Annotated in this window: 19 protein-coding genes and 1 tRNA gene; 6 read left to right on the top strand and 14 right to left on the bottom strand. The window is 68.1% G+C overall.

From position 1 onward, the window contains the following. Positions 1 to 166: 166 nt before the first annotated feature. From BLS66_RS17115 to BLS66_RS17075, 9 genes are all read right to left on the bottom strand, one after another. The gene (locus BLS66_RS17115; RefSeq protein ID WP_074726388.1) at positions 167 to 1531 is read right to left on the bottom strand and encodes an aminodeoxychorismate synthase component I; all 1365 of its coding nucleotides are present in this window, start codon (positions 1529 to 1531) and stop codon (positions 167 to 169) included. Between the two features lie 92 nt (positions 1532 to 1623). After that, the gene (fabF, locus tag BLS66_RS17110; protein WP_049471064.1) at positions 1624 to 2886 is read right to left on the bottom strand and encodes a beta-ketoacyl-ACP synthase II; all 1263 of its coding nucleotides are present in this window, start codon (positions 2884 to 2886) and stop codon (positions 1624 to 1626) included. A 142-nt stretch (positions 2887 to 3028) separates the two neighbouring features. After that, positions 3029 to 3268 carry an acyl carrier protein gene (gene acpP, locus BLS66_RS17105; protein ID WP_005415509.1) on the bottom strand — a complete coding sequence of 80 codons (240 nt, stop codon included), beginning with the start codon at positions 3266 to 3268 and terminating at the stop codon, positions 3029 to 3031. Between the two features lie 152 nt (positions 3269 to 3420). Further along, entirely contained in the window at positions 3421 to 4164 is a 744-nt protein-coding gene (fabG, locus tag BLS66_RS17100; protein WP_005408312.1) for a 3-oxoacyl-ACP reductase FabG, read from the bottom strand. Between the two features lie 81 nt (positions 4165 to 4245). After that, a complete protein-coding gene (fabD, locus tag BLS66_RS17095; RefSeq protein WP_074726387.1) occupies positions 4246 to 5190 on the bottom strand; it encodes an ACP S-malonyltransferase in 945 nt (314 codons plus the stop codon). Positions 5191 to 5350: 160 nt separating this feature from the next. After that, positions 5351 to 6133 (bottom strand): BUD32 family EKC/KEOPS complex subunit, encoded by a 783-nt coding sequence (locus tag BLS66_RS17090; protein WP_049471060.1) that lies wholly within the window; start codon positions 6131 to 6133, stop codon positions 5351 to 5353. 77 nt (positions 6134 to 6210) lie between these two features. Further along, complete coding sequence (locus BLS66_RS17085; RefSeq protein ID WP_053462315.1) at positions 6211 to 7188, bottom strand: beta-ketoacyl-ACP synthase III; 978 nt, start codon at positions 7186 to 7188, stop codon at positions 6211 to 6213. A 91-nt stretch (positions 7189 to 7279) separates the two neighbouring features. Next, positions 7280 to 7474: a 50S ribosomal protein L32 gene (rpmF, locus tag BLS66_RS17080; protein WP_005408308.1), complete on the bottom strand. Its 195-nt coding sequence runs from the start codon at positions 7472 to 7474 to the stop codon at positions 7280 to 7282. Between the two features lie 107 nt (positions 7475 to 7581). Next, complete coding sequence (locus BLS66_RS17075; protein ID WP_049471056.1) at positions 7582 to 8091, bottom strand: YceD family protein; 510 nt, start codon at positions 8089 to 8091, stop codon at positions 7582 to 7584. Between the two features lie 113 nt (positions 8092 to 8204). Here BLS66_RS17075 and BLS66_RS17070 point away from each other — a divergent pair, with 113 nt between their 5' ends. Beyond that, positions 8205 to 8774 carry a Maf family protein gene (locus BLS66_RS17070; RefSeq protein ID WP_074726386.1) on the top strand — a complete coding sequence of 190 codons (570 nt, stop codon included), beginning with the start codon at positions 8205 to 8207 and terminating at the stop codon, positions 8772 to 8774. Between the two features lie 45 nt (positions 8775 to 8819). Here BLS66_RS17070 and BLS66_RS17065 read toward each other — a convergent pair whose 3' ends face one another. Continuing rightward, complete coding sequence (locus BLS66_RS17065) at positions 8820 to 10655, bottom strand: glycosyltransferase family 39 protein (protein ID WP_049471054.1); 1836 nt, start codon at positions 10653 to 10655, stop codon at positions 8820 to 8822. Between the two features lie 42 nt (positions 10656 to 10697). On the opposite strand from BLS66_RS17065, the gene BLS66_RS17060 reads away from it, so the two are divergent. Genes BLS66_RS17060 through BLS66_RS17045 form a run of 4 tightly spaced genes read left to right on the top strand, consistent with a single transcriptional unit; the run spans position 10698 to position 15064 of the window. Next, positions 10698 to 11651, top strand: coding sequence for an AAA family ATPase (locus tag BLS66_RS17060; protein WP_074726385.1), 954 nt, complete (start codon positions 10698 to 10700; stop codon positions 11649 to 11651). Between the two features lie 23 nt (positions 11652 to 11674). After that, complete coding sequence (locus BLS66_RS17055; RefSeq protein WP_049471050.1) at positions 11675 to 12598, top strand: DUF58 domain-containing protein; 924 nt, start codon at positions 11675 to 11677, stop codon at positions 12596 to 12598. Further along, entirely contained in the window at positions 12591 to 14540 is a 1950-nt protein-coding gene (locus BLS66_RS17050; RefSeq protein ID WP_074726384.1) for a transglutaminase TgpA family protein, read from the top strand. The genes BLS66_RS17055 and BLS66_RS17050 overlap by 8 nt, the downstream gene beginning before the upstream one ends. Further along, entirely contained in the window at positions 14537 to 15064 is a 528-nt protein-coding gene (locus BLS66_RS17045) for a Slp family lipoprotein (RefSeq protein WP_014036182.1), read from the top strand. Before BLS66_RS17050 ends, BLS66_RS17045 begins: the two co-directional genes overlap by 4 nt. Positions 15065 to 15173: 109 nt before the next feature. On the opposite strand, the gene BLS66_RS17040 is transcribed toward BLS66_RS17045, so the two are convergent. The 4 genes from BLS66_RS17040 to dnaX all read right to left on the bottom strand — a co-directional run bounded on the left by BLS66_RS17040 (position 15174) and on the right by dnaX (position 18619). Further along, complete coding sequence (locus tag BLS66_RS17040) at positions 15174 to 15533, bottom strand: histidine triad nucleotide-binding protein (protein ID WP_005408300.1); 360 nt, start codon at positions 15531 to 15533, stop codon at positions 15174 to 15176. A gap of 67 nt (positions 15534 to 15600) precedes the next feature. Further along, the gene (gene recR, locus BLS66_RS17035; protein ID WP_005415496.1) at positions 15601 to 16200 is read right to left on the bottom strand and encodes a recombination mediator RecR; all 600 of its coding nucleotides are present in this window, start codon (positions 16198 to 16200) and stop codon (positions 15601 to 15603) included. A gap of 82 nt (positions 16201 to 16282) precedes the next feature. Further along, entirely contained in the window at positions 16283 to 16603 is a 321-nt protein-coding gene (locus tag BLS66_RS17030; RefSeq protein WP_019659509.1) for a YbaB/EbfC family nucleoid-associated protein, read from the bottom strand. A gap of 6 nt (positions 16604 to 16609) precedes the next feature. Continuing rightward, complete coding sequence (gene dnaX / locus BLS66_RS17025; RefSeq protein WP_074726426.1) at positions 16610 to 18619, bottom strand: DNA polymerase III subunit gamma/tau; 2010 nt, start codon at positions 18617 to 18619, stop codon at positions 16610 to 16612. Between the two features lie 161 nt (positions 18620 to 18780). Between dnaX and BLS66_RS17020 the strand changes: the two genes are divergently transcribed. Beyond that, positions 18781 to 18873: transfer RNA gene (locus BLS66_RS17020), tRNA-Ser, on the top strand. The last annotated feature ends 66 nt before the right edge of the window (positions 18874 to 18939 follow it).

Below are 18939 nucleotides of genomic sequence, written 5' to 3'. Positions count from 1 at the left end.
AGGATACCGTGCCGGTGGATTGGGGTCATGACCGGGGCCACACACCCGTGCCGACCAACGGTCGGCACCCACCACAACACTGGCACCCACCGGTTCGGTAGTGCCGGCCGCTGGCCGGCAAGCGCGTGGATCGTGGATGAATAAGGTTGCCGGCCAGCGGCCGGCACTACCCCTGCTGGCCGAGCGCGCGCAGCAGGCCTCGGGCCTTGGCGCGGGTCTCGTCCAGTTCCTTGTCCGGGTCCGAATCGACCACGATGCCGGCGCCGGTGCGGAAGCTGACCTGGTGGCCATCCACTTCGGCGGTGCGGATCAGGATGTTCAGGTCCAGGTCGCCGTCGCGGTTCAGCCAGCCGAACGCGCCGGTGTAGGCACCGCGCGGCACCTGCTCCAGCTCGCTGATGATCTGCATGCAGCGCACCTTGGGGCAGCCGGTGATGGTGCCACCGGGGAACGTGGCGGCGATCACCTCGCCGGGGGTGACCTCCGGGCGCAGGTGGCCGCTGACGTTGCTGACGATGTGGTGCACGTGCGCGTAGCTCTCCACGGTCATCAGCTCGTCGACCACCACGGTACCGGGCAGGCAGATGCGGCCCAGGTCGTTGCGCTCCAGGTCGATCAGCATCACGTGTTCGGCGCGCTCCTTGGGGTGGCCGACCAGCTCCTGGATGCGCGCGGCATCATCGTCCCCCTCGAAGCGCGGACGCGTGCCGGCAATCGGACGGGTCTGCGCATGCCCGGCATGCACCGACACCAGCCGCTCCGGCGAGGAACTGACCACATGGCGGCCGTGCGCGCTGAACAGGCCGGCGAACGGTGCCGGATTGGCGCGGCGCAGCTGCGCGTACAGCGCCTGCGGGCTGACCGGCGCGGCAAACTGCGCGCTCCAGCGCCGCGACAGGTTCACCTGGAACACATCGCCGGCACGCAGGTACTCGATTACCCGGCGCACACCGTCGGTGAAACGTTGCGGCGCATCCTCGCCTACCGCCTGCGGCGGCTGCCAGCCCTGCCCGGCTTCGGGCAGCGCGGCCGTGGCCAGTGCCACCAGCGCATCCAGCAACGTCTGCTCGCCGCCTTCTGCGATGACGAAGCTGGCGTCGTTGTGGTGGTCGTGCAGCACCGCGGCCGGGCAGCGCAGCGCCAGCGCGGTCGGGCGGCCATCCTCGCGTGCGCGCGCCGGCAGCACCAGTTCGATCTGGCTGGCCACTTCGTAATCGAGCATCAACGCCCAGCCGCCGCGGAACGGCAGGCTGTGGCTGCCGTCATGCGGCAGGCGGTCGCGCTGCCAGGCACGGTCCAGCACCTGCAGGAAGCTGCCGGCGTGCACCGCGTCGTGCTGGTCGCGCACCTGGCCATCCGCATCCAGTCGCAGGCCATCGCCCTGCGCGGCCAGCAGCAGGCTCCAGCGGCCCTGCGCGGTGCCCGAGGCAGTGGATTCCATCAGCAGCGGGAAGCGCGCCGGGTCATGCTGCTGCAGGGCCAGCAGATCGATCGGGTGCGGCAGCGGGTGGATCAGCGGTGCGTGGGTCATGGCAGCCAGTTCTGGGGTTCAGATGCACGGAAGCCGCCTTGCGGCGGCTCCGTAGAACGCGGCGTCGAGCATGGCCCGACGCTACACCTCGGTCAGACGCGCTTGAAGACCAGCGTGCCGTTGGTGCCGCCGAAGCCGAAACCATTGGACATCACCACGTCGACCTTGGCCTGGCGTGCTTCGTTGGGCACATAGTCCAGGTCGCAGCCTTCGCCCGGCTGCTGCAGGTTGATGGTCGGCGGGATGACGTTGTCCTGCAGTGCCATCACCGAGAAGATCGCTTCCACGCCGCCGGCAGCACCCAGCAGGTGGCCGGTCATCGACTTGGTGGAGCTGACCATCATCTTGTAGGCGTGGTCGCCGAAGGCGGTCTTCATCGCCATCGTCTCGCCCAGGTCGCCCAGCGGCGTGGAGGTGCCGTGCGCGTTGAGGTAACCCACCTGTTCCGGGGTCACGCCCGCGTCCTTCATGGCCATGGCCATGCAGCGCGCGGCGCCTTCGCCGTTCTCGCTCGGTGCGGTCATGTGGTACGCGTCGGAGCTGGCGCCGAAGCCGGCCAGTTCGCAGTAGATCTTCGCGCCACGTGCCTTGGCGTGCTCGTACTCTTCCAGGATCAGGATGCCGGCGCCGTCGCCCAGCACGAAGCCGTCACGGTCCTTGTCCCACGGGCGCGAGGCCTGTTCCGGGGCGTCATTGCGGGTACTCATGGCCTTCATCGCGCAGAAACCGCCCACGGCGGTCGGCGACGAGCCACGTTCGGCACCACCGACCACCATCACGTCGGCGTCGCCGTACTGGATCATGCGCATCGCGGTGCCGATCGAGTGGTTCGAGGTCGCGCACGCCGACACCGCCGAGAACGACGGGCCCTTCAGGCCGGTGATGATGCTCAGCTGGCCCGGCAGCATGTTGATGATGGTCTTGGGCACGTAGAAGGGCGAGATCTTCTTGCCCTCATGGAACTCGATGGTCTGCTCTTCGATGCCGAGCAGGCCGCCGATGCCGGCGCCGACGATGGCGCCGATGCGCTCGGCATTGGCGTCGGTGATCTCCAGGCCCGAGTCGTGCAGGGCCATGAACGAGGCACCGAGGCCGTAATGGATGAACGGGTCCATCTTCTTGGCATCCTTGCCGCTGACCCGGAACTTGCCGAACAGTTCATTGTCGGCGGTGATGTCGAATCCCTTGACCTCACCGGCAATCTTGGTGGTGAACCGATCCAGATAGGCATCAGAAACGTTGGTCAGCGGACCGATGCCCGAACGACCGTGGGTGATGCCTTCCCAGCTGCTGGCCAGATCATTGCCCAACGGCGAGACGATACCCAGGCCGGTTACGACGACGCGACGCTTCATTGCTGATTCTCCTGGCCCGGCTGATTTCAACGGGCAACGCGGTTTGCTTCGGTGTGATGCCCAAACACACGGGGCCGCAACAGCGGCCCCATGGGGTGCGGTGCGCGGCGAGCGTGGCCCGCGCGCGCACTGCCGTCTGACATCAGGCCTTGACGTGGGCCTTGATGTAGTCGATGGCGGCCTGCACGGTGCTGATCTTCTCGGCTTCTTCGTCCGGGATCTCGCACTCGAATTCTTCTTCCAGGGCCATCACCAGCTCGACGGTGTCCAGCGAGTCAGCGCCCAGGTCATCGACGAACGATGCGCTGTTGGTGACTTCTTCTTCCTTGACGCCAAGCTGTTCGACGACGATTTTCTTGACGCGTTCTTCGATGGTGCTCATGGGATCTCGCTCCAGATGGAGTTGTGGTTCAAAAGTGGTCGCCATCAAGGGCGATGGCCGTGGGATAGTGTAGTGGAAACCGGCGCGGCCTTGCATTGCAGCAAAAACCTCCGCAGATCAACCACTTGCGGCGCAATCCCTGCGCCCCTTGCTTACGGCATGTACATGCCGCCGTTCACATGGAGGGTTTCGCCGGTGATGTAACCGGCAGCCGGGCTGGCCAGGAAGGCCACCGCATGGGCGATGTCTTCCGGCGATCCCAGGCGTTCGAGGGCGATGTCGTTGATCAGCGCGGTGCGCGCTTCTTCCGGCAACGCCTTGGTCATGTCGGTGTCGATGAAGCCAGGTGCGACAACATTGACGGTGACGCCGCGCGAACCGATTTCCTTGGCCAGCGACTTGCTGAAGCCGATGATGCCGGCCTTGGCCGCGGCGTAGTTGGCCTGGCCGGCATTGCCGGTCACGCCCACCACCGATGCGATGTTGATGATGCGGCCCTTGCGCGCCTTCATCATGCCGCGCATCACCGCCTTGCTGGTGCGGAACACGCTGGTCAGGTTGGTGTCGATGATCGACGCCCAGTCCTCGTCCTTCATGCGCATCAGCAGGTTGTCGCGGGTGATGCCGGCATTGTTGACCAGGATCGAGATCGGGCCGAATTCCTTGGCGATGCCATCGAGCACGCTGTCCAGCGCGGCGGCATCGGTGACGTTCAGCGCGCGGCCGTGACCACCGTGGGCGGCCAGGCGTTCGCCGATCGCGGCAGCGCCGGATTCGGTGGTGGCGGTACCGATGACGGTGGCGCCCTGGGCGGCCAGCAGATCGGCGATGGCGGCACCGATGCCACGGCTGGCGCCGGTGACCAGTGCGATTTCACCCTGCAGGGGCTTGCTCATGATGTTTTCCTCAGGCTGGGGCGACCGCCGCACCCGTGCCGCTTGCAGCGGCGACCGGCACGGTCGGCAGGAACAGGGGAATCAGGCCGACCACGCCTCGCGGGCGGCTTCGAAGTCGCCCGGAGTGGCCAGCGGACGGCCGTCGATGGCCTTGTCGATGCGCTTGACCAGGCCGGTCAGCACCTTGCCCGGGCCGCACTCGGCGATCCGGGTGACGCCACGGGCAGCCAGCGCCTGCACGCACCCGGTCCACTGTACCGGCTGGTACAGCTGCTGGACCAGCGCGGTGCGGAGGGCGTCCACGCCGTCGTGCACCCGGGCATCGACGTTCTGGATCACCGGCAGCTGCGGCGCCTGCCAGGACAGGCCGGCCATCACCTCGGCCAGGCGGTTGGCGGCTTCGCGCATCAGCGGGGTGTGCGAGGGCACGCTGACGGCCAGCTTGACCGCCTTGCGCACGCCCTTCTCGGCCAGCAGCGCCAGCGCACGGTCGACCGCGTCGGCGTCGCCACCGATCACGATCTGGCCCGGCGAATTGAAGTTGGCCGGCACCACCACCTGGCTGCCCGCCGCTTCGGCGCAGACGTCCAGCACCAGCTGGTCTTCGGCGCCGAGCACGGCGGCCATGGCGCCGACACCGGCCGGTGCGGCTTCCTGCATCAGCTGGCCGCGCAGGCGCACCAGGTGCGCACCGTCATGCAGGCTCAGCGCGCCTGCGGCAACCAGGGCGGTGTACTCGCCCAGGCTGTGGCCGGCCAGCACCGACGGGCGCGGACCGCCCACGGCGTTCCAGGCGCGCCACACGCCGATGCTTGCCGCCAGCAGGGCCGGCTGGGTGTATTCGGTACGGTTGAGCATTTCCTCCGGGCCACCCTGGGACAGCGCCCACAGGTCGACGCCGGCACCATCGGATGCCTCGGTGAAGGCTTCACGCACCTGCGGGTGCAGTTCGGCCAGCTCGGCCACCATGCCCACAGACTGCGAGCCCTGGCCGGGGAAGACAAAAGCGAGGGTGGATACGGTCACGCGGTCATCCGCTTGTTGCAATCGAAGCGGGCCATGATAAGGGCGAATCCGCTGTGTCGTCTGTACGTGCGCGTATGCAGGCGTATGGAGCGCGGCCGGGCAAGCGCAACGGGGTCAGATCCCTTTTCCGCAGGAAAAGGGATCTGACCCCTGTCAGCCATCAGCAGAACAGCTGCAGCACGTCCAGATCGCCGTCGGCGAGGAAATCCACGCACAGCCCCACCAGCATCAGCACCCCGGCCGTACTGGCGCCGTGGGTGATGAAGATCGAATGGGCCAGCGCGCGCGCTGAACGCCCCAGCTTCATGCAGACCCGGGCCAGGCTGCGCAGGCGGCCACTGACCGCATGCACGTGCTCGCGTACCGGCGCCTGAACGTCGCCCATCGCTTCGGCCATCATCGCCTGCAGGTGCTCGGGGCGGTCGGCGTAGTACTTGGCCACGCCATAGCCGAACATCAGCCAGTCACGGGCCTGCGCTTCGGACAGGTCCATCACTTCCAGCGGATCTTCCTCGAAGTCGATGAAGCCGACCTTCTCGCCATCCCAGGTGAGGTTGCGCGGCAAGGGCTGGCCGAAATAGGCCCCGCGCGCATGCGCCTGGGCGATGGACTGCATCGCCGCCATCACCAGCCGATCGCGGCCGGCCTCATCGGCTTCACGCAGGCAGGTATTGAACGAGCTGCCGTTGTCGCCGATCACCAGTGCAGCGTGGCCGGTGCCCAGCACGTCGGGCACGTTCACGCCCTGTGCCTGCAGTTCCCCCAGGCGCCGGGCTTCGGTTTCGCGTGCCGCATCGCCGCCGCGATGCGGTGGCGGGCGCAGCGCATCCAGATGGAAACGGCGCGCAACAAAATTGAGCAGGCCCAGGGCCATTGCCCGGCTTCCCTTGCCGTACTGCTTCAGCCAGGCACGTTGCCCTTCGATGACGATGGGCTCAACCATGACAGGTCCTCCTTAAACGCGTTACGGCCCCGGAGGGGCCGTAACGACAAGACTTCACATTGTCGTAACTTGCACTATCAATAGCGCAGCAGGGCCGAACCCCACGTGAAGCCGCCGCCGAAGGCCTCCAGCAGCAGCAGCTGGCCACGCTCGACCTTGCCCGAACGCACCGCGGCGTCCAGCGCCAGCGGCACCGAGCCGGAGGAGGTGTTGCCGTGCTTGTCGACGGTCACCACGACCTGGTCCATCGACATCTCCAGGCGCTTGGCGGTGGCTTCGATGATGCGCAGGTTGGCCTGGTGCGGGATCAGCCAGTCCAGGTCGGACTTGTCCAGGCCGTTGGCAGCCAGGGTCTCGTCCACGACCGAGTCCAGCGCCTTGACGGCGTACTTGAACACGTCGTTGCCCTTCATGTTGATGGTGCCACCGCCGTTGGCGCCGTCCTTGAAGCCGGTCGAAACACCGACCGGGTTCCACAGCAGTTCCTTCTTGCTGCCATCGGCATGCAGGTGGGTGCTGAGGATGCCGGTCTCTTCGTCGGCCTTCAGCACGACAGCGCCGGCGCCATCACCGAACAGCACGCAGGTGGTGCGATCGTTCCAGTCGACCATGCGGGTCAGCGTTTCGGTGCCGATCACCAGCACGTGCTTGCAGTCGCCGGAGCGGATGAACTTGTCGGCCACGCCCAGCGCGAACACGAAGCCGGAACAGGCCGCATTGACGTCGAAGGCAGGGCACCCCGCCACACCGAGCTTGGCCTGGATCAGGCACGCGGTGGACGGAAAAATGAGGTCAGGCGTGGTCGTACCGACCACGATCATGTCGAGCTGCGAGGCATCGATGCCTGCGGCTTCCAGCGCGCGCAGGGCGGCGTTGTAGCCGAGGTCGCTGGTGGTTTCGCCTTCGGCCGCGATGTGCCGTTCACGAATGCCGGTGCGCGACTGGATCCACTCGTCCGAGGTTTCGACCATTTTTTCCAGGTCGGCGTTGGTCAGGACTTTTTCCGGCAAATAGCTGCCGGTGCCCGCGATCCTCGAGTAGATCCGCTTGCTCATCATGTTTCCTGTTGCGCGGGCCGCCGATCACCGGCACGCCCGGGAAAGAAGGCAAAGGCCGCTGCCCGGAGGCAGCGGCCTTCCCGGCACATCAATCTTCTTCGACGGCCGAGGTCTTGGTCTGGATGACCTTCTTGCCGCGGTAGAAACCATCGGCAGTGATGTGGTGACGCAGATGCACTTCGCCGGTGGTCGGGTCGGTCGACAGCTGCTTGGCGCTCAGGGCGTCATGCGAACGGCGCTGGCCGCGGCGGGACGGGGTAACACGGGATTTCTGCACAGCCATGGGATTGCTCCAAACTCGGTTCGTTTTGCTTCGTCGTATCGTCGCGCAGGACGCCAGCGCCCAGCACACTTTCGCTTTCGCCGCAGCCGCCGACGACAATCCGGCTGCTATTGTTTCTTCAGTGCCGCCAACGCCGCGAACGGGTTGGCCTTCTTCGTTTCTTCTTCGCTCGGTGCCCAGTCCTTGTCGACTGCTTCACCGTCGGGCGACAGCGGCACCACAGGCACCGCCAGCACCAGCTCGTCCTCGACCAGGTCCAGCGGACGCAGCTGGCCGTCTTCCGGCACCAGCAACGCCTCGTATTCCTCCGGCAGGGACGATTCCTCGTCCTCGTCGCGGATCAGGCCAAGCCTCTGGGTCACCTTCACCGGCAACAGGAATCGCTGCATGCTGCGCTGACAGGTCAGCGGCAACGCGGTGTCGATGGTCAGTTCCACATAGGATACCCGCAAGACGTCGTCGCGACCGAATTCAAGCGAGTAGACACACTCGCCGTCGGTATCTGCGACCAACCCTTGCAGGCGGGTCAATTCAGCCAGGGGCACCTGACCGTCGAAGCGCCTTCGCGCTACAACCATCCGCCAGGCATCCAGCGTTTCGGGCACGTTCGCGGACATAAGCCGCTGAATACTAAGGATCGCGGTGTCTGCTGTCAAATGCCTGCCCTGCAGGACTTGCCGCGGGCGGCGCAGGCGGGCCAGACTGCCGCGCCCTGCCCCGGTATTGTCACATGCCACTGGTCCTGGCCTCCACCTCCCGCTACCGCCGCGAACTGCTGCAACGGCTGGGCCTGCCCTTCGACTGCGCACGCCCGAAGGTGGATGAAACCCCGTTGAACGGCAAAGCTCCGCTGGCGCTGGCCACGCGCCTGGCGGCCGCCAAGGCCGCCGACGTGGCCGCCCGCCATCCGGGCGCCTGGGTGATCGGCTCGGACCAGGTGGCCGACCTGAACGGCCAGCCGCTGGGCAAGCCGGGCACGGCCGAGGCCGCCTGTGCGCAGCTGGCAGCGATGTCCGGGCAAACGGTGCGCTTTCACACGGCAATCAGTCTCAGGCGCGATGGAGAATCCTTCGCCGCAGTGGATCTGACCGAAGTACGCTTCCGCGCGCTGGACCCGCTGGAGATCGCCCGTTATGTCGCCGCTGAGCAGCCACTGGACTGCGCCGGCAGCTTCAAGTGCGAGGGCCTGGGCATCAGCCTGTTCGAGGCGATCGACAACCGCGACCCGACCGCGCTGGTCGGCCTGCCGTTGATCGCGCTGTGCGGACTGCTGCGCAGGGCCGGATTCGCGGTGCCGTGAACGGTAGAGCCGAGCATCGGCTCGGCTCGACAGGACCAGAGGACGTCAGCGCACCTCGAACGGCTGCTCCTGCCACGCCTCCACGCTGCCATCGCGCCCGTACAGGCGCAGGCCGAGCCAATGCCGCCCCGGTGCCAGCGTGGCGGTATCCAGCGAGGCATCAAAGCCCACCGACGGATGCTGCGGGTCGGTACTGCCCGGCCAGGCGGGGCGGACGTCGAACACGCGCCCGTAGCGCGCATCACCGATCGGGCGGCCGTCGACCAGCACTTCGATGCGTGCCAGGCCGACGCCATCCTTGAAGGCCCAGCCCTTGATCGCCAGCGTTCCGGAAACCGTCTGACCATTGGACGGCGCATCCAGCCACGCCATCGCCGGCGTCACGCACGGCCCCGGTGCACGCTGCGCCGGCAACCGGAACAACAGGAACCGCTGGAAACCATGGTCGCTGCTGACCACGCGCGGCGCGGGCAACGGCCCGACCTGCTCGCAGATGGTGTGATAGCGCGCCAGCAGATCGCGGTAGCGCTGGTCGCTGGGTGACAGCACCAGCAACATCGGCGTATTGCGCGGGCCTTCGTGCAGCAGGTTCCACTGCGCCAGCTGCGCGGTCCGCCCATGCTTGTCATTGAGCGGATGCGGCAACACCTGGATATCACCGTCGCCCAGCTGGAAGCCCAGTTCGGCACCGACCTTGAAGTTGCCCGCCAGGACACGCGTGCCGGGCGGCATCTGGCGCAGCTCGTCGCGCACCGCCACGGCCAGCGGTTGCCAGCCGGCGAAGTTGCGCGGGTAGTACTTGCTGCCCGCCATCTGCTCGCGCAGCGCCGGCGTGGACGCCATCAGGTAGTAGCCGAAGGCCAGCACGGTACCCGCCGCCGCCAGCCACCAGCCGGTACGGCGCAGCCAGCGCGGCCAGCCATTGAGCACCACCGGTACCGCCACCAGCAGTGCCAGGTAGCCCGGCAGCGGCCAGTGGAAACTGATGCGTTCGACATCGGTGAAGAAACCCAACAGGAAAATGCCCGCCGTCGATACACCGCCCACCAGGCCGAAGTAGCGCCACTGCACCCGCGCGCCGCCGCCGCTGCGGGTGCCGGCCAGCGCGACCTTCCACATCGCGATGCACAGGATCGGCGTGACCAGCATCGGCTGGATCACCAGGAACCACAGTCCCTCCCACTCGAACGCCCACGGGTGGCGCTCCACCACCTGGAACTTCAGGCCGGCATCATGGTTGTCCGCGTTCCAGGCCAGCAGCGGCAGCCAGGCCAGCACACCCACCGCCAGCGCCACCCATACGCGCGGATCGGCCAGCATGCGACGCCCCTGCGGCAACGCCAGCAGCGCGATGAACCCGACGCCGATGACACCGATGAAGCGGTAGTGGCTGAGCGCACCGATCAGCAGGCCCAGCGCCAGCTTCATCGCCGATGATGCATCCACGCTGTGCAGCAGGCGTGCGCCGGCGTGCAGGCAGATCACTGCGGCCAGCGCCATGGGCACGTCCGGCACCGCCAGCAGGCCCAGCGTGGCCGACAGCGGCATCAGCAGGGTCAGGCTGCCCGCCTGCCACCCGGCAACGTTGCCGAACCAGCGTGTGGCGATGCGCACCACCAGCAACGGCAACAGCGCACCGATGGCCAGGAACGGCAATCGCAATGCGAGTACGTGATGACCGCCGATCTCCACACCCAGGCGTGCCAGCCAGGCGGTCAGCCCCGGCAGATCGGAATAGGCAGCGGCCAGGTGCTGGCCTTCCTGCCAGTAGAACGCTTCGTCGACGAACAGCGGCAGGCGCGCAGCCACCACCAGCTTGGCCGCTGTGACCAGCGTCCACAACCAGAGAAATATCGTCCGCGCGCGCTGTTCGCCTTGCATTGCTCTATGGATAATCGAATGGATTCCAGACCTGAGACGATCATGCCAGCCTCGTCCCCCAATCCCAGCATGCTAACCGATCAACTGCGCCAGGCCCTGCGGGAGGCACAGGATCAGGTGAACGCACTGGTGCTGGGCAAGGTGCCGGAAGTCAGGCTGGCCTTTGTCGCCCTGCTTTCCGGCGGCCACCTGCTCATCGAGGATCTGCCTGGCCTGGGCAAGACCACGCTCGCGCATGCGCTGGCCAGCAGCCTCGGCCTCAGCTTCCAGCGCGTGCAGTTCACCTCCGACCTGTTGCCGGCCGATGTGCTTGGCGTATCGGTGTACGAGGCCGGCAGCCGCCAGTTCCAGTTCCATCCCGGCCCGGTGTTCACCCACGTGCTGCTGGCCGATGAAATCAACCGCGCACCGCCGCGCACGCAGAGCGCGTTGCTGGAGGCGATGGCCGAGCAGCAGGTCACCCTGGACGGACAGACGCATCCGCTGCCCGATCCGTTCTTCGTCATCGCCACGCAGAACCCGGTCGACCTGTCCGGCACCTTCCCGTTGCCGGATTCGCAGCTGGACCGTTTCCTGCTGCGCCTGGCAATGGGCTACCCGAGCGCGCAGGCCGAGCGCGAACTGCTGCGTGGCAGCGATCGCCGCGACCTGATCGCGCGCGCGGTGCCGAAGCTGGACGACACCCAGGTGCGTGCGTTGCGTGAAGCGGTTGGCCAGGTGCACGCCAGCGACGCGCTGGTCGACTACGTGCAGGCGCTGCTGACCCGCAGCCGCCAGCATGCCGGGGTCCGCGTGGGCCTGTCGCCGCGTGCCGGGCTGGCCCTGCTGCGCGCCGCCAGGGCGCACGCGCTGCTGCTCGGCCGCGGGCACGTGGTTCCCGAGGACGTGCAGACCCTGTTCGTGGCGGTGGCCGGCCATCGCCTGGTGGCCGAGGCCGAATCCAGTTCCGGGCCGGCACTGGCGCGCGCGATCCTGCAGACCGTCGCGGTGGACTGAAGGTGGCCACTCGCTGGGCACGCATGCAGCTGCTGGCACGCCCACGCAGGCCCGAAGCCCTGCCGCAGCGACTGGATCGCCATCGCATCTATGTACTGCCGACGCGCTTCGGCCTGTTCGTCGCCACCCTGCTGTCAGCGATGTTGCTGGGCGCACTGAACTACAACAACAACCCGGCCCTGCTGCTGGCGCTGCTGTTGGCCGCAGCGGCGATCGCCAGCGCCATCGCCGCGCACCTGCAGCTGTCCGGCCTGCAGATCGATGCAATCTCCGCCGAACCGGTACCGGCCGGGCAGCCGCTGCGCCTGCGCGTGGACCTTTCGCTGCGCGACCCGCGCGCGCGCCATGGGCTGCACCTGCAGCTGGCGGGAAGCGAGGCCTGGGTCGCGCTGCCGGCGCAGGGTCGCGGCGAAGTGGAGCTGGATGTCCCCAGCGAGCGCCGCGGCTGGCTGGAACTGCCCCGCATCCGCCTGTCCAGTACGCAACCGCTGGGGCTGGTGCGCGCGTGGTCGTGGGTGTGGCCGGAACAGCCGCTGCTGGTTTACCCGCTGGCCGAGGCCCAGGCACCGCCCCTCCCGGAAAGTGGCAGCGATCCCCTGCACACCCGCGCCCACGCCACGGGCGAAGAGCTGCATCAGCTGCGCCCCTATCGTGCCGGCGACGCCCCGCGCAGCATTGCCTGGAAGCACTCGGCACGCCGTGACAGCCTGCTGGTGCGCGAGTACGAGAAGCCGATCGGCATCGAAGTGGTACTGGACTGGCGCACGCTGGCGCCGCTGGCGCATGAGGCGCGCATCGCGCGGCTGGCACGCTGGGTCGACATGGCCGAGCGCGAGGGCCGGCGCTACACACTGCTGCTTCCGGCGCATCCGCCATTGGGTCCCGGCCAAGGCGCCAGCCACCACCACCTGTGCCTGCGCGCGCTGGCGTTGATGCCCCATGACTGAGCCCGCCGTCCTGCTTGATCGCAACGCCCGCAGCTGGACCCTGGCCAGCGCTGCGCTCGCGCTGTTGCCGCTGCTGCTGCAGCTGCCACCGGTGCTCGCCCTGGTGATCGCGATCGCCGCCGTACTGACCGCGGCACTCGCGTGGCGGCGGGTGCTGCCGATGCCGGTGCGCCTGCTGCTGGTACTGGCCATGCTGGCAACGATCGTCTGGCAGATGGGCATGGTGCGGCCGGGGCGTGACACCGGCTGTGCGCTGCTGGCGGCGATGCTGGCGATCAAATCCAGCGAACTGCGCAACCTGCGCGATGCACGCAGCCTGCTGGGGTTCGCACTGTTCTCGCCGTTCGCGGCCTTCCTGCTCGACCAGGGGCCGCTGACCACGGGGCTGGCGGCGCTGGCCGCCGTTGTCGCGCTGTTGGCCCTGCAGCGCCTGGCCCAGGACGAAGGCCGCAGCCCACGCCAGCCACTGCGTGGACAACTGCGTGGTGTCGGCCGCTTGCTGGGCATCGGCCTGCCGCTGGCACTGGCCTGCTTCTGGCTGTTCCCGCGCTTGTCCACGCCGTTGTGGGGCGTGCCCGAACGGGCGGTGGGCACGCCGGGCCTGGCCGACAGCATGGCACCGGACCAGTGGCTGGACCTGATGGCCGACGACACCCCGGCGCTGCGCGTGCAGTTCTTCGGCGCGGTACCCGAGCCCGCGCAGCGCTATTGGCGCGGCCCGGTGCTGACCTCCTTCGATGGCCACCGCTGGAGCCGCGACCACGCCGCGGCCCGGCGGTCCGCTCCCGTGGTCCAGGCGGCGGCACCGGGATGGGACTACCAGATCGACTACGAGCCTACCGACCGTCGCCTGCTGGTGGCACTGGACCTGCCCAGCCGCGCACCGGAGGGCAGCAGCTTCGATGCCGACATGAGCCTGCGCAGCGACCGCACGCTGTCCGCGCTCAGCCGCTGGCGGCTGCATTCGGCGCCACCGCAACGGTTCGACACCGATCTTTCGCCCTATCTGCGCCGCGCCGCGTTGCAGCTTCCGCCGGGCTTCAATCCACGTACCGCCCAGCTCGCACGGCAATGGCGGCAGGAGGCTGGCAACGATGACGAGGCCATCGTCCGTCGCGCGCTGCAGTGGATCACCCGCGATTTCTCCTACACGCTCGATGCCCCGGTGGCCGGGCGCGATCCGGTCGACGATTTCCTGTTCAACTACAAGGCCGGCTTCTGCCAGCACTTCAGCTCGGCCTTCGTGGTGCTGATGCGCAACGCCGGCATTCCGGCTCGGGTGGTGACCGGCTTCGCCGGCGGCACCCGCAACCGCATCGGCGACTACTGGGTGGTGAGGCGCATGGATGCCCACGCCTGGGCCGAAGTCTGGCTGCCACAACGCGGCTGGGTCCGGGTCGACCCGACCGCGGCCGTGGCGCCGGAGCGCATCCTGGACACGCTGGACGACCGCCTGCAGGCCGACACCGATACCCCGCTGCAGCAGCGCTGGCTGCAGCTGGGGCAGATGGGCGACTGGCTGCGCCGCGGCTGGAACGACCTGGTGCTGTCCTTTGACGCGCGCCGCCAGCAGCAGCTGCTCAAGCCATTCGGGCTGGATGACCTCGGGCCGGCGCAGCTGGTGGCTGGCCTGGTGGTGGCTGCGCTGCTGGCGCTGGCGTGGATGGCCTGGCTGCTGGCCCGCGGCGAGCGCGAACGCGACCCGCTGCTGCGCGCCTGGCACCGGCTGGGTCGGCGGTATGCGCGCCTCGGGCTGGCTCGCGAGCCCTGCGAGACCGCGCGGGACTGGGCACGGCGGGTGCACGCCCGGCGCCCCGATCCGGCCCTGCTCGCGCTCAGCCAGCGTTTCGCCGACGCGCGCTACGCTGGAACTTGCACCGACCTCGCTTCATTATTGCGGGACCTGCGCAGGCATCGCCCGACTTCCGGAGCCTCCCCATGAACACCAAGTTCCTCCTCACCGCTGTGGCCACGCTGGCCCTGTCGGCCTGCGCCACGGCCCCCAAGCCGCTGCAGGGACAGTTCAGCCTGGTTTCCCCGCGCGACTCGGTCGCCACCCAGCAGGTCGGCACGCCGGTCCGATGGGGCGGCCGCATCATCGAAACCAAGCCCGGCCAGGGCGAGACCTGCTTCCAGATGATCTCGCGCCCGCTCAACGCCAGTGGCCGCCCGAACACCACCTCGTCCGATGCCAGCGATGGCCGCTTCATTGCCTGCCGCGCCGGTTTCTACGACCCGGCCGTGTTTGAAGCCGGCCGCGACGTGACCTTCATCGGCAAGATCGACGGCTACCAGAACACCCGCATCGGCGAGTACGACTATCGCCTGCCCAAGCTGTCGGCCGATGTGATCTACCTGTGGCCGGAACAGCGCCAGGTCGATGTGGTGCCCTACCCTTACGGCCCGTGGGGCCCGGGCCCGTATGGCCCGTACTGGGGCGGCTATGGCCGCTGGGGCTGGTGGTGATCTGATCGCCAACCGCCACGCGTGATCGGAAAAGGCCGCCTTCGGGCGGCCTTTTTTCATCCGTGCATGGCGTGGCTCTACTGCGGGGCAAGGGTGGAGGCCGGGCGCATCAGCGCCCCGGCGCGCCGAAATGGCCCAGCGGGGCACCCGCCAACAGGTGCATGTGGATGTGGAACACGGTTTGCCCGGCATGCTCGCGGCAGTTCATCACGATGCGGTAGCCGTCCTGCGCGAACCCTTCGCGGCGCGCATATTCGGCGGCAGCCAGGGCGAGCTTGCCGATCAGGTGCGCCTGCGATGGCTGCAGGTCGTCCAGGGTCGGGATGATCTCGTTCTTCGGAATGAACAGGACGTGCACCGGCGCCTGCGGTGCGATGTCCTTGAAACCGAGCACCTCGTCATCCTCATAGACGATGGTGGCCGGGATCTCGCGACGGATGATCTTGCTGAAGAGGGTTTCGTTGCTCATGGTCGGCCTCGGCGGGAGTGTCTTCCGCATTGTAGGCCGGTCGCGCCGGGCGCTGCCCGGCGCCTGCTCAATCGCGGAATTCGCTGCGCGTTCCAAACGCGTGCGACAGCGTGCCGCGGTCAACGTATTCAAGCTCGCCGCCCAGCGGCAGGCCCTGCGCCAGCCGGCTGGGCTGCACCTTGCGCGCGCGCGCCAGCTGCGCAAGGTAGTGCGCGGTGGCTTCGCCTTCGACGGTGGCACTGGTGGCGATGATCAGCTCCTGCACCTCACCTTCGGCCAGCCGTTGTTCCAGCTGCTCCAGGCCCAGCTCGCGCGGGCCGACGCCATCGAGCGGCGACAACCGGCCCTGCAGCACGAAGTAGACACCGCGGAAGCCGGTGGCGTTTTCGATGGCCAGGCGGTCGGCCGGCGATTCGACCACGCACAGCTGGCTGCGCTCGCGGCTGCTGTTGGCGCAGGTCGGGCACAGCTCGGTTTCGCTGAAGTCGCGGCACTGCGCGCAGTGGCCGATGCGCTCCACCGCCAGGGCCAGCGTCTCGGCCAGGCGCTGGCCACCTTCGCGCTCGCGTTCGAGCAGGTGGTAGGCCATGCGCTGTGCGGTCTTCTGGCCTACGCCAGGCAGCACCCGCAGCGCGTCGATCAATTGTTCAAGCAGGGGTGCGGACACGGCGGCGTGCTTTCATGGCGTCGAGCAAGCTCGACGGCTACAGATTCCGTGGCACCCGCTTGCACGGGTGCCACGCTGGCAATCAGAACGGCAGCTTCATGCCCGGCGGCAGCTGCATGCCGGCGGTGGCCGAACCCATCTTCGACTTCGACTCGGCGTCGATCTTGTTCGAGGCGTCGTTGAAGGCGGCGGCGATCAGGTCTTCCAGCATCTCCGGGTCGCTGGTCAGCGACGGGTCGATGCGCACCTTGCGGCATTCCTTGGCACCGGTCAGGGTCACGCTGACCATGCCGCCGCCGGCGCTGCCGGTCACTTCGATCCGGGCGATTTCTTCCTGGGCCTTCTGCAGGTTTTCCTGCATCTTCTGGGCCTGCTGCATCAGTTGGGCGATGTTTCCGCGCATGGTGTCTTACTCGTCAAAAGAACGGATGGAATCGGAAACAACCCGCGCGCCGTGCTGTTGGATCAGCACCTGCACTTCCGGGTCGTCCATGAAAACGGCCTCTGCCACCTGCTGCCGCTCGCCGCGCTGGCGGTCGGCCCGCTGATGCAGGGTCTCGGCCGGAACGTGTTCGGTTTCCACGGTCTCGACCACGATCTTCGGCGCCTGGCCGAGGGCCTTCTGCAGCATCTCGCCGAGGGCAGCCAGCGCGCGCTCCGAGCGCAGGTATTCAAATCCGGGCGAAAGGCCCAGTTTCAAGGTCCCGTGCTGGCAGCTGATGAACGCGGCGTTGGCAGCCAGCTGCCGCGAGGGGCCGCTGAGGCCACTGGTGGCCACCAGGTCCAGCCAGTCTTCGGCAGTGGCCAGCTCGCTGACACCGTCCGGCGGCGCTACATCACGCACCGGGGCGGGTTCGACCGGCGCAATGGCAATGCCTTCGGCGCGGAACGGACGCTCCGGCCGCGCAGGCTCGCCAGCGACTGCGGCGGGAGCCGGAGGCTCATGCCAGGGCGCGACCATGGCCGCGTCCGGGCCCGCCATCTCCGCGGCCAGCGCCTCATCACGCGCCTCCGCGTCCTGGGTGGCCCACGGTGGCAGGTCGTCGCTTGCCGCCTCCGCCTTCACTGGCGGCGGCGACTCGGGTTCCTCCACCGGAACCGGCTCGGGCTCAGGCGTCGGATCCGGCTCCGGCTGCGGGGCCGGCTCCGGTTCGGGATCAGGTTCGCGCGGAACGGCCTGTACCGGAGCGGCCACCTGCGCCGCCACGGCCGGGCTGGCCGAAGCAGCGGCAGCGGCCGGCGTCGCTTCGTGGCTACCGGCACCGCCGCCGCCACCGGCAGCGTTGCCACCTGCCGTGCCGCCCGCCGCACCGTCGATCGCCTTCGGCACCGGCGGTACCGCTGCGGCCGGACGGAACGCCAGCATGCGCAGCACCGCCATCTCGAAGCCCGCGCGCGGGCTCGGTGCCAGCGGCAGGTCGCGACGGCCGTTCAGGGCCATCTGGTACCAGAGCTGCACCACTTCCGGGCGCAGGCGCTCGGCGAATGCCGCCACATCCAGGCCTTCCGCAACAGCGGCGCCCGGCACCAGCTGCTGCACCTGGATGCGGTGCAGCCCTTCGGCCAGCGCTTCCAGCACGCCACTCCAGTCCGGCGAGAACTCGGCCAGCGCCGCGACCACCTGCAGCAGCCACGGGCCATCGCCCTCGGCCAGCGCATCCAGCATCGCCGCCACCTGGGTGCGGTCCACGGTGCCCAGCATGGTGCGCACCACGTCCTCGCGCAGCGCGCCGCCGGCATAGGCGATCGCCTGGTCCAGCAGCGACAGGCCATCGCGCAGGCTGCCGTCAGCAGCCTTGGCCAGCTGCACGATGGCACTGCCGTCGGCCTCGATCGCTTCGGCCGCCAGGATGCGGGTCATCTGGCCCTGGATCTGGTCTTCATCCAGGCGCTTGAGGTTGAACTGCAGGCAGCGGCTGAGCACGGTGACCGGCAGCTTCTGCGGATCGGTGGTGGCCAGCAGGAACTTGACGTGCTCCGGTGGCTCTTCCAGCGTCTTCAGCAGCGCGTTGAACGCCGCCTTGGACAGCATGTGCACTTCGTCGATCAGGTAGACCTTGTACTTGCCGCGCGAGGGCATGTACTGCGCGTTCTCGATCACCTCGCGCACGTCGTCCACGCCGGTGTTGGACGCGGCGTCGATTTCCAGCAGGTCGATGTAGCGGCCGGCGTCGATGTCCAGGCAGGCTGCACACTGGCCGCAGGGGTCGGCGCTGGTGCCCTGCTCGCAGTTCAGCGACTTGGCGAAGATGCGCGCGATGGTGGTCTTGCCCACGCCGCGGGTGCCGGTGAACAGGAACGCGTGGTGGACCCGGCCGCTGTCCAGCGCATTGCTGAGCGCACGGACCACGTGTTCCTGGCCCACCAGCTCGGCAAAACGCTTCGGACGCCACTTGCGGGCAAGGACGAGATAGGACATCAGGCCACCGTTTTCCATCGGATGTTCCATTGTGCCATGCCTGTCCAGCCCCCTCGCCAACATCGCCCCCGGATGTGTTGCCTGGCCGGGGTGCTTGTGTCCGGCCGCGCCGCCCGCTAGAATCTGCGCCCCTGCTGAGGCGTTTGCCGATGGCAGGATCCGGAGAGGTGTCCGAGTGGTTGAAGGAGCACGCCTGGAAAGTGTGTAAGCGTCTAAACCGCGCTTCGGGGGTTCGAATCCCCCTCTCTCCGCCAGCATTACATAAGCCCCTGTTTTTACAGGGGCTTTTTTGTTGGCGGAGAAGTCGCGGGCAGGGCACA

Origin of the sequence: Stenotrophomonas pavanii, from assembly GCF_900101175.1 — a bacterium.
In the GTDB taxonomy this organism is placed as follows: domain Bacteria; phylum Pseudomonadota; class Gammaproteobacteria; order Xanthomonadales; family Xanthomonadaceae; genus Stenotrophomonas; species Stenotrophomonas pavanii.
This window is presented reverse-complemented; position numbering and strand designations above follow the sequence as displayed.

What these genes read in the sequence shown, in the direction of transcription:
- BLS66_RS17115 (WP_074726388.1), bottom strand. Translation starts at nt 1,531, where the DNA reads ATGACCCACGCACCGCTGATCCACCCGCTGCCGCACCCGATCGATCTG.
- fabF (WP_049471064.1), bottom strand. Translation starts at nt 2,886, where the DNA reads ATGAAGCGTCGCGTCGTCGTAACCGGCCTGGGTATCGTCTCGCCGTTG.
- acpP (WP_005415509.1), bottom strand. Translation starts at nt 3,268, where the DNA reads ATGAGCACCATCGAAGAACGCGTCAAGAAAATCGTCGTCGAACAGCTT.
- fabG (WP_005408312.1), bottom strand. Translation starts at nt 4,164, where the DNA reads ATGAGCAAGCCCCTGCAGGGTGAAATCGCACTGGTCACCGGCGCCAGC.
- BLS66_RS17090 (WP_049471060.1), bottom strand. Translation starts at nt 6,133, where the DNA reads ATGGTTGAGCCCATCGTCATCGAAGGGCAACGTGCCTGGCTGAAGCAG.
- BLS66_RS17085 (WP_053462315.1), bottom strand. Translation starts at nt 7,188, where the DNA reads ATGAGCAAGCGGATCTACTCGAGGATCGCGGGCACCGGCAGCTATTTG.
- rpmF (WP_005408308.1), bottom strand. Translation starts at nt 7,474, where the DNA reads ATGGCTGTGCAGAAATCCCGTGTTACCCCGTCCCGCCGCGGCCAGCGC.
- BLS66_RS17075 (WP_049471056.1), bottom strand. Translation starts at nt 8,091, where the DNA reads ATGTCCGCGAACGTGCCCGAAACGCTGGATGCCTGGCGGATGGTTGTA.
- BLS66_RS17070 (WP_074726386.1), top strand. Translation starts at nt 8,205, where the DNA reads ATGCCACTGGTCCTGGCCTCCACCTCCCGCTACCGCCGCGAACTGCTG.
- BLS66_RS17065 (WP_049471054.1), bottom strand. Translation starts at nt 10,655, where the DNA reads ATGCAAGGCGAACAGCGCGCGCGGACGATATTTCTCTGGTTGTGGACG.
- BLS66_RS17060 (WP_074726385.1), top strand. Translation starts at nt 10,698, where the DNA reads ATGCCAGCCTCGTCCCCCAATCCCAGCATGCTAACCGATCAACTGCGC.
- BLS66_RS17055 (WP_049471050.1), top strand. Translation starts at nt 11,675, where the DNA reads ATGCAGCTGCTGGCACGCCCACGCAGGCCCGAAGCCCTGCCGCAGCGA.
- BLS66_RS17050 (WP_074726384.1), top strand. Translation starts at nt 12,591, where the DNA reads ATGACTGAGCCCGCCGTCCTGCTTGATCGCAACGCCCGCAGCTGGACC.
- BLS66_RS17045 (WP_014036182.1), top strand. Translation starts at nt 14,537, where the DNA reads ATGAACACCAAGTTCCTCCTCACCGCTGTGGCCACGCTGGCCCTGTCG.
- BLS66_RS17040 (WP_005408300.1), bottom strand. Translation starts at nt 15,533, where the DNA reads ATGAGCAACGAAACCCTCTTCAGCAAGATCATCCGTCGCGAGATCCCG.
- BLS66_RS17030 (WP_019659509.1), bottom strand. Translation starts at nt 16,603, where the DNA reads ATGCGCGGAAACATCGCCCAACTGATGCAGCAGGCCCAGAAGATGCAG.
- dnaX (WP_074726426.1), bottom strand. Translation starts at nt 18,619, where the DNA reads ATGTCCTATCTCGTCCTTGCCCGCAAGTGGCGTCCGAAGCGTTTTGCC.